Below are 8,134 nucleotides of genomic sequence, written 5' to 3' on the forward strand. Positions count from 1 at the left end.
GGTTGCAGCCTTCGGAAATTTTCAGATAGGCAAAGTGATGCGGGGTCAGCTTCAAGCCGTAATCGGGTAGCAAATCCAGAAACGGGTCGTGCTTGGGCGGCAGCGCGGTGTGCACCGCTTCCATCACACTTTGGTAGTCCTGCGGGCCGCTGATCGACAACACGCCCGGATGCGCCTCGCGGATCAATTCAGCACGCTTGCCCAGGCAACCGGTGACGATGACCTTGCCGTTTTCGGCCAGCGCCTCGCCGATGGTGTCCAGCGATTCGGCCACCGCGCTGTCGATGAAGCCGCAGGTGTTGACCACCACCACGTCGGCATCGTTGTAGGTTTGCACCAAGTCGTAGCCTTCCACCTTGAGCTGGGTGAGGATGCGCTCGGAATCCACCAAGGCTTTGGGGCAGCCGAGGCTGACGAAACCAACTTTGGGCTGCTGCAAGGACATGGCGCGACTACTGAAAAAGGTGCGAAATTATACGCGGTGCGGGGGTGTTGCCTGCATGATGCCCCTCGAAATATAACACTTTGTGTTATATAATTAGCAGCGGAACCCACATGAAGATTTACAAAAATGCGTGGTTCGAACGGTTTGCCCGCAAACAGCGCATCGCCGATCAAACGCTTTGGGATGCAATCGACCGTGCCGAGCACGGCTTGGTGGATGCCGATTTGGGGGGGGTGTCATCAAGCAGCGCGTGGCGCGTGAGGGCCAAGGGAAGTCCGGCGGCTTCCGCACCATCGTCTTGTATCGCACTTCGCATCGCGCCTTCTTTGTCTATGGCTTCGCCAAAAATGCACTAGCCAACATTGATGCAACTGAAATTGCAATGTTCAAACAAGCGGCGCATCACGTGCTTGGGTTGTCAGAGGCGCAACTGGCCAAGTTGATCGTCAACAGTCAATTTATGGAGGTCATTGAACATGACGAAAAAGTATCGAAGTGAAGCCTTGGCAGCCATCCACGAAACAATGGAGGCACTGCACGACGTGGGTGCCGTCAATAAGCAGACCATGCGTGAGTTTGACGAGGCCTGCCTTACCCCCGTGCACCCCATGCAGCCGGAGCAGATTCGCGCCCTGCGTGAGCGCGAGCACCTATCGCAACCCGTGTTCGCACGCTATATGAATGTCAGTAAAAATCTTGTGTCCGATTGGGAGCGTGGGGTCAAAAAGCCGGGAGGCCCTGCGTTGCGGTTGCTTTCGGTGGTCGAAAAAAGCGGTATCCAAGCGTTGATTTGAAACGCTTGCTAATGACGGTTTGTTGCGCGGCGCGGCTGAATGCACCCGCCATCATCCGTATGACTGGAGAACCCCATGGGCGATTGGCAAACCCTCTACACCCCCTGCGGTGCCGTGCAGGCATGGTTGGCCAAACCCGATGGCAAGCCACGCGGCGCGGTGGTGGTGGCGCACGAGATTTTCGGCTTGCTGCCGCACTACCAGCGCGTCTGTGAACGACTGGCGCGGGCCGGATTCATCGCCATGGCACCGGCGTATTTTGATTTGATCGCACCCGGCCTAGTCTTACCCACCGATCACGCCGGTGCCGACCGTGGCCGCGAGGTGGTCAATCAATTGGGTTTGGATTGCGGGGTGGATGTCACCGAGGCCGCCGCCAACTGGCTGGCCGAAACGGGGCACCGCGTGGGGGTGGTGGGCTTCAGCTGGGGCGGCACTGTGGCGCTGCTGGCCAATACCCGGCTGGGCCTGCCAGCGGTGAGTTATTACGCCACCCGCAACCCGCCGTTTTTGGATGAACCAGCCACTGCGCCGTTGCTGTTTCACTTTGGTGCGCTGGATGTGCCGATCCCGCCCGCTGTCATCGACTTGCATCGGCAAAAACACCCGCAGGCGCAGGTGTTTGTTTACGCCGATGCCGACCACGCCTTCAACCGTGACCCCGACCCGCCCTATCACGCCGATGCTGCGGCGCTGGCGTGGAGGCGTACACTGGACTTCTTCACGGAGCATCTGCGATGAACGCTTGGCATCTGCATCCGCAATTGGCCGATGACAGCACACCCGTCATCGAATTGGCCTTGTGCGAAGTCCGTTTGATGGACGACGCCAATCATCCTTGGTTGATCTTGATTCCCAAAGTTGCCGATGCGGTGGAAATCATCGACCTCAGCCCCGCCCAGCGCGCGCAATTGACGACAGAAATCGACACCGCGGCGCGCGCACTCAAGGCGCTATTCAAGCCCGACAAACTCAACGTGGCAGCACTGGGCAATCTGGTGCCGCAATTGCATGTGCATGTCATCGCCCGTTATCAAAACGACATCGCCTGGCCACGCCCGGTATGGGGGGCAGCGAATGCGCGCCCGTACGAGCCGGAAGAATTAATCGCGCGGGTTCGCGCGTTGTCCGCCACGCTTGCCTGAGCCGGACATCGGCGAGCATCCCGTAGGGGCGCAATTCATTGCGCCCGCACCGCCGCGGCAATGCACCACGGGCGCGATAAATCGCGCCCCCGCAGGATCATTCCGTGGGCGTGCCCGTTTACGGTTTGCGCGCCATTGCCTTGGCGCGCTCGGCCATGTCGTTTTGATAGTCGGTCATGTAGGGCAAATCGCGCAGCAGTTTGGAATGCGGATCCAGCGTGTAGCTTTCGCCTTGGGTAAGCGTCACTTGCCCCTGCCCTTCCGTCATCGGTACATCCACCACCCGCGTGCCTACACGCACCTGCACCGGCATCGGGAAGGGTTTGTTGCCTTCCGTTGTCCAACGCAATTGCAGTGTGTTGCCGGTGCGGCTGGCCTGTAGCGCCGGCAATTTCACCGAACGCAGATAGACATCAAAAAACCAGCCGTAATCTTTGCCGGTAATACGATTAACGATGGCTACAAAGTCCTGGGTTGCGGCGTAGCGTGGCTTAAAATTGCCCGGGCGCGGGGTGTCGGTGCCGTACACCAGTTCGCGGGTGGCACGAAAGAACGCGGCATCGCCAATCAGGCCGCGCAGCGTGTGCAGCATCAGCGCGCCCTTGTAATAGACATCATTACCGGGGCCACGCTCGGCGCTGGAAACGTCTTTTTCGGTCATGGGATGGCCGGTGACCACCGGGTAGCGCAGCATCAACACACTGCGCATTTTCATCAGTGCGGCCATGTATTCCATGTCACCGCGCAACCACTGCAAGTACAAGGGCTGCATGTAGGTACCAAAACCCTCGTGCAGCCAAAAATCATCCCAATCCACATTGGTCAGTTGGTTGCCAAACCATTCATGGGCAAACTCGTGTTGCAGCAGCCAGTCGTAGCCGGTTTCGGATTTTTTGAAGTCGTTGCCGTAGGCATTGATGGTTTGGTGTTCCATGCCCAAATACGGGGTTTGCACCACGCCCATCTTTTCATCGGCAAACGGGTACGGGCCGATGGTTTCTTCGAAAAAATCCAGCATCGTCGAAAATTCCGAGAACAAGCCTTCCGCCTTGGTTTTCTGACCCTTCAAATACCAAAACCGCAGTGGGATGGTGTTGCCGAAGCGGGAGGAATAGTCGGCTTTGAGCAGTTCATAGGGGCCGATGTTCAGAGCGATGGCATAGGTGTCTGGCAGTTTGGCGCGCCAGTGATAGGTGCGCCAGCCGGCCTTTTCTTCCATCCCTGTTTGAATGCCATTACTGGCGGCGACCAATGGGCTGGGTACGCTGATGTGCTGCACCACGACTTGCGGCTTGCCCATCGGGTGGTCGATGCAGGGCCAAAGCAAGTCACAGCCCTCGCCTTGCACGGCGGTGGCCACCCAAGGCTCGCCGCTGGGGGCCTTGGCCCACACGATGCCACCATCCCAGGGGGCTTTGCTGGCTTCATGCGGGTGGCCGGCATACACAATCCGCACCGTGGTGTGGGCGCCGGCCGGCATGGGCGTGGGGAGCTCGATCCGCATCCGGCCTTCCGGGTTGCTCCAATGCGCCGGCTTACCGTCAACGTCCACCTTTTCCACACTGTAGTTGCGGTCCAGATCCAGCACCACCGCGTTGACACTGCTGGCAAATTGCAGTTGCAGGCGGGCGTTGGCATCCAGCCATTGACGTGCGGGATCGACTTTGAACGACAACTCGGCCAGCGTGATGGTTGTAGCCAACTGTTCCGGGGTGCGTGGCAGCCCGGTGGCTTGGGTGGTGGCGGTCAACGGCGGTTGCTGCGCCGGCGCGGTGGCAGGCGTCTGGGCTGCGGCGGAATTCAGAAACAGACCAATCGCCGAAGCAAGCAGGCAGCGGACAAGCAACATGGCGGCAAACCGAAGTGGACAGACCCGCTACTTTCGCATGCGGGCCTGTGTGCTGCTGGTGCCGATGGTCACAGCCTACGACAATTGGCAACGGTTGCGCTTAGCGGCAACGACCAAAGCGGTCTGGCGATGCGCCGGGGCCGCCGCGCCAGCCGGGCGGGTTTTCCCAATTGGTGCTGGGGCCACCCACCGGGCCGGGGGGGTTGTTGTCGTTGTCCATCCAGCAACGGCCGACTTGGTTCCAGAAGCCGTACCGCGGGTGCCAGTAGCCAAACATCGGGCTGAAGTAATACCCAAAGCGTACGCGATCGAATCGATAAGCCTGCCCGTGATAATGCCAACGCCGATAATGGGGCGAAGCACCGGGGCCGCCACGCCAGCCGGGCGGATTTTCCCAATTGGTGCCAGGGCCACCCACCGGGCCAGGGGGATTGTTGTGATGGCGATGCCAGCGACCGTAGGCGGCGGCAGGGCCCGCCACACTAAGGGTGAGTAACGCGACGATGAGCAGGGGGCGGGTATTCATGGCTTTCGACTCCGTCTGCGCGGAATGCGCATGGTTTGAAACCGCTGCAGGTCACGCTGGTTGACACGACCGCTAGCGAAATTTGGCGAACAGTCAGAAAGTTCCCCAGAAGTCTGAATGCTGGCTTTCGTCGGATTGCCTTGCTCCGCCAAATCGGCAAACTCTCAGCAAAGATTCATCCATCAAGCCGCTAACTGCACACGAGGAGCGCGAACGGTTCGCGCCCGGGGAGACGAGAAATGCGCCGCACACTTGAGAGCTTGAGCAAGCCCCAGCTTAACCCCCAGCGATTGACCGTCGCCTTGCTGGCGGCGGCGTTGGGTGTGAGCGCCGCCCTACCTGCATTTGCGCAGGAGCAAGACCGCAATGAACAGCGAGAAGGACGCTGGCAACGCCCGCAGCGCGCCGCCGAATCACGCGCTGAACCGCGTGTCGAAAATCGTCCACGCGAAGCGGCACCGGAGGTTCGCATGCCGCGCATGGACGCGCCGCAACGACGCATTGAACAAGCCGAACCGCGTGCACCGCGGATGTCGCAAAGCAGCGACAACGAGCGCCGTGAGAACTGGGGCGATTTAGCCCGCCAGCAGCAAGATCGCCAGCGCGATACTGACCAGCGTGCGCAGCAGCGACAGCAATTTGAGCAGCAGCGTGAGGCCAATCAACAACGCATCGAAGAGCAACGCGAGCAACTGCGCCAGCAGCAGGCGCAGCGCAATGCAGAGCAGCAACACCGCATGGATGACCAGCGCGCGCAGACGCAGCAGCGTGAGCAACTGCGCCGCATGGAAGAACAGCAACGCAGTAGCGATGCGCTTGCGCAGGAGCAGCAGCGACAAGACTTGCGCCGCATGCAACAACAGCAGCGCGATAGCGAGCAACAGCGCCAGCGTGAACCGCGTAGCCAGCAGGCATGGGTGATGCAGCAAGCGATCGATCGCGAAAATCGCAATAATCACCCAGAAAATTTCCCGAACAATCGTCCCGGAAATCGTCCTGGAGATCGCCCCGATGAACGCCCGGGTAACCGCCCCGGCGAACGCCCTGATTGGCAGGGCGACCGCGATCGTGGCGATCGTATTTCTCGTGAGCAACAGCAGCGCCGAATGGATGAGCAGCGCCGGCAGCAGGCGCAATGGCAGCGCGACGAGTATCGCCGTCGCAACGATTACGACCGTCATAATCGCGAGCTAGAGCGCGAGCGTCGCGATGCGCAATACCGCTATCAGCAAGACTATTGGCGGCGCTGGCGGGCACAGCAAGTCAATATCCGCATCAACTATTACAACGATCCGTTTTTCTACACACCGTACAACTACCGCTATCGCTATGGTGGCAACTGGTACAGCACCAACAGCTATGGTGCCAATCTTTTGCAGCAGGCCGTGCGTGATGGCTACCGGGAAGGCTGGTATGCCGGGCAAGCCGATCGTGCCGACCGCTGGCGCTTCGACTACAACAACAACTACAGCTATCTGGATGGCAGCTATGGTTATAACGGGTATTACGTAAGCTATAACGACTACCGTTATTACTTCCGCCAAGGGTTTGAACGTGGGTATCGCGATGGCTATTACGGGCGCTACCAATACGGGAGTTATCGCAATGGCGAGGCCATCATCCTGCCTGCAATCTTGGGCATGATTCTGGCCTTCAGTATCCACTAAGACGCCATACTCGTTCACCCACAGCGCCCGGCCATCGCCGGGCGTTTTTTTAGCGCAATTGGCTGTGTTTGCTGCCACGCCGGTTGTAGCCGCTGTGCCCGGCGACATCGCGATCCAGCAGTTCTTGGCACACCACGCACAGTCGTACACCGGGTACTGCTTGCCGGCGCGCTTCCGGGATTACGGCATCGCAGTCTTCGCAACGGATAAGGCTTGGCCCACGGGGCAAACGGCTACGCGCCCGTGCAATGCCGTCCTTGACCGTTGCATCGATCTGATCTTGTACTGCCCCATCACCAGCCCAACCGGTTGCCATGGCTGCCTCGCACCTGCAATTGCTTGGTACAAGGCTAACAGAGCACCGCCAAGCACGACCGCAGCACATGGCAGCGGGATGCCTGTCGACCGTTCGTCGAATATAGAAATTATTGTCTAGACATGTATTTCTAGATGTGATTTTCTAGACGCCAATGTCTAGATGCGAGCATTTAGACACGGTGGTCTAAACCCTTGCCGCAAACGCAGCATCCCATTCGCCACTGCACACCCCGGTCATCGTATGCCCGCACCTCGCCCCCCCAAACCCACGCCCGCCGAACTTGAACTCCTGCGCACGCTCTGGCAGCTAGGCCCGTGTACGGCCAAGCAGGTGCATGAAGCGCAGCAGCGTGAACGCCCCGACCTGCCCTATGCCAACGTACTCAGGCTGCTGCAGATCATGCACGGCAAGGGCCTGCTCAAGCGCGACGAGCGTCAACGTGCGCACATCTATGCGCCCACCCAAGCGCAGGGCTCGCTACAGAACAAATTGCTGGATGACTTCATCCACAAGGCGTTCGCCGGTTCTGGCAAAGCCTTGGTGATGGCCGCGTTGCGTGGTGGCCGGGTCAGCGAAGAAGAACGCGCCGAAATTCAACGCTTCTTGCGGGAACACGACGATGCATGACATCTTGAGCCTCTCTGCACCGGCACTTGGCACAGCACTGCTGCACTTTGTGTGGCAGGGCAGCGTGCTGGGCTTGTTTGCCACACTGGCATTGGGTTTGCTGCGCAACGCCCGCCCACAAGTGCGCTATGCCGTGAGTTGTGTGGCATTGCTGATGGCGTTGTTACTGCCCATTCTCACGCTGGCATGGCAGAGCGCCCTGCCAGCTGCCGCCAGCGTACCAGCGCTGGCCCAAACACCACCCGCAGTTGCAGCATTCATCACACCCGCTTCGCAGCTGGTCACCAACACCCCCGCGCAGATTGCAAGCAGTCTGCCGTGGTTGGTCGCCTGCTGGGCAGCGGGTGTGGGGGTCCTGTCACTGCGCATGTTTGCGGGTCTGTATTGGGTGGCGCGCCTGCGGCAGCGTGCATGGGCCGACTCCACGGGAACCTGGCAAGCCAGCGCCAACACGCTAGCCGTGCGCTTGGGCTTGCGCAACGTCGTGCCGCTGCGCTTGAGTCATGACACCGCCACACCATTGGCCGTAGGCTGGTGGCGGCCGATGGTGCTATTGCCCGCAGCATTGGCACTGCGCATGCCTGCGCCTTTACTGGAAGCCCTGATTGCACACGAATTGGCGCATATCCGCCGCCACGATTATCTGGTCAACCTGCTGCAAGGCGTAGCCGAAACCTTGCTGTTCTATCACCCGGTGGTGTGGTGGCTGTCCCGCCGCATCCGCAACGAACGCGAGCTGATTGCCGATGCACTGGCCGCCAA

Annotated in this window: 10 protein-coding genes and 2 pseudogenes; 7 read left to right on the forward strand and 5 right to left on the reverse strand. The window is 59.9% G+C overall.

Annotated features, from left to right (window positions below):
- Nucleotides 1–445 (reverse strand): annotated as a pseudogene (rimO, locus tag PK789_RS11010) (30S ribosomal protein S12 methylthiotransferase RimO); the annotation flags it as partial.
- Between the two features lie 110 nt (nt 446–555).
- Here rimO and PK789_RS11015 point away from each other — a divergent pair.
- From PK789_RS11015 to PK789_RS11030, 4 genes and pseudogenes are all read left to right on the forward strand, one after another.
- Nucleotides 556–944, forward strand: a pseudogene (locus tag PK789_RS11015) (type II toxin-antitoxin system RelE/ParE family toxin).
- A complete protein-coding gene (locus PK789_RS11020) occupies nt 922–1,239 on the forward strand; it encodes a helix-turn-helix domain-containing protein (protein ID WP_324308824.1) in 318 nt (105 codons plus the stop codon). The pseudogene PK789_RS11015 and the gene PK789_RS11020 overlap by 23 nt, the downstream one beginning before the upstream one ends.
- A gap of 75 nt (nt 1,240–1,314) precedes the next feature.
- Nucleotides 1,315–1,980 carry a dienelactone hydrolase family protein gene (locus PK789_RS11025; protein WP_324308826.1) on the forward strand — a complete coding sequence of 222 codons (666 nt, stop codon included), beginning with the start codon at nt 1,315–1,317 and terminating at the stop codon, nt 1,978–1,980.
- Nucleotides 1,977–2,384 (forward strand): HIT domain-containing protein, encoded by a 408-nt coding sequence (locus tag PK789_RS11030; protein WP_324308827.1) that lies wholly within the window; start codon nt 1,977–1,979, stop codon nt 2,382–2,384. The genes PK789_RS11025 and PK789_RS11030 overlap by 4 nt, the downstream gene beginning before the upstream one ends.
- 118 nt (nt 2,385–2,502) lie before the next feature.
- On the opposite strand, the gene PK789_RS11035 is transcribed toward PK789_RS11030, so the two are convergent.
- The 3 genes from PK789_RS11035 to PK789_RS11045 all read right to left on the reverse strand — a co-directional run bounded on the left by PK789_RS11035 (nt 2,503) and on the right by PK789_RS11045 (nt 5,895).
- Complete coding sequence (locus PK789_RS11035; protein WP_324308828.1) at nt 2,503–4,233, reverse strand: M1 family metallopeptidase; 1,731 nt, start codon at nt 4,231–4,233, stop codon at nt 2,503–2,505.
- 100 nt (nt 4,234–4,333) lie between these two features.
- Nucleotides 4,334–4,759, reverse strand: coding sequence for a hypothetical protein (locus PK789_RS11040; RefSeq protein ID WP_324308830.1), 426 nt, complete (start codon nt 4,757–4,759; stop codon nt 4,334–4,336).
- A gap of 575 nt (nt 4,760–5,334) precedes the next feature.
- Nucleotides 5,335–5,895 (reverse strand): hypothetical protein, encoded by a 561-nt coding sequence (locus PK789_RS11045; RefSeq protein ID WP_324308832.1) that lies wholly within the window; start codon nt 5,893–5,895, stop codon nt 5,335–5,337.
- Here PK789_RS11045 and PK789_RS11050 point away from each other — a divergent pair.
- Nucleotides 5,866–6,426, forward strand: a complete 561-nt coding sequence (locus PK789_RS11050) for a hypothetical protein (protein ID WP_324308833.1) — start codon at nt 5,866–5,868, stop codon at nt 6,424–6,426. The genes PK789_RS11045 and PK789_RS11050 overlap by 30 nt on opposite strands.
- Nucleotides 6,427–6,475: 49 nt before the next feature.
- Here PK789_RS11050 and PK789_RS11055 read toward each other — a convergent pair whose 3' ends face one another.
- Complete coding sequence (locus PK789_RS11055; protein WP_324308835.1) at nt 6,476–6,742, reverse strand: DksA/TraR family C4-type zinc finger protein; 267 nt, start codon at nt 6,740–6,742, stop codon at nt 6,476–6,478.
- Between the two features lie 243 nt (nt 6,743–6,985).
- Between PK789_RS11055 and PK789_RS11060 the strand changes: the two genes are divergently transcribed.
- Entirely contained in the window at nt 6,986–7,372 is a 387-nt protein-coding gene (locus tag PK789_RS11060) for a BlaI/MecI/CopY family transcriptional regulator (RefSeq protein ID WP_324308837.1), read from the forward strand.
- Nucleotides 7,365–8,134, forward strand: a 770-nt coding sequence (locus PK789_RS11065; protein WP_324308839.1) for a M56 family metallopeptidase, incomplete at its 3' end; no start/stop codon positions are given. The genes PK789_RS11060 and PK789_RS11065, both read left to right, overlap by 8 nt.

Source organism: Thermomonas sp., assembly GCF_035369645.1.
In the GTDB taxonomy this organism is placed as follows: domain Bacteria; phylum Pseudomonadota; class Gammaproteobacteria; order Xanthomonadales; family Xanthomonadaceae; genus Thermomonas.

Bases quoted from the DNA above. Each gene is read 5' to 3' on its own strand.
- PK789_RS11020 (WP_324308824.1), top strand. From the start codon at position 922: ATGACGAAAAAGTATCGAAGTGAAGCCTTGGCAGCCATCCACGAAACA.
- PK789_RS11025 (WP_324308826.1), top strand. From the start codon at position 1,315: ATGGGCGATTGGCAAACCCTCTACACCCCCTGCGGTGCCGTGCAGGCA.
- PK789_RS11030 (WP_324308827.1), top strand. From the start codon at position 1,977: ATGAACGCTTGGCATCTGCATCCGCAATTGGCCGATGACAGCACACCC.
- PK789_RS11035 (WP_324308828.1), bottom strand. From the start codon at position 4,233: ATGTTGCTTGTCCGCTGCCTGCTTGCTTCGGCGATTGGTCTGTTTCTG.
- PK789_RS11040 (WP_324308830.1), bottom strand. From the start codon at position 4,759: ATGAATACCCGCCCCCTGCTCATCGTCGCGTTACTCACCCTTAGTGTG.
- PK789_RS11050 (WP_324308833.1), top strand. From the start codon at position 5,866: ATGGATGAGCAGCGCCGGCAGCAGGCGCAATGGCAGCGCGACGAGTAT.
- PK789_RS11055 (WP_324308835.1), bottom strand. From the start codon at position 6,742: ATGGCAACCGGTTGGGCTGGTGATGGGGCAGTACAAGATCAGATCGAT.
- PK789_RS11060 (WP_324308837.1), top strand. From the start codon at position 6,986: ATGCCCGCACCTCGCCCCCCCAAACCCACGCCCGCCGAACTTGAACTC.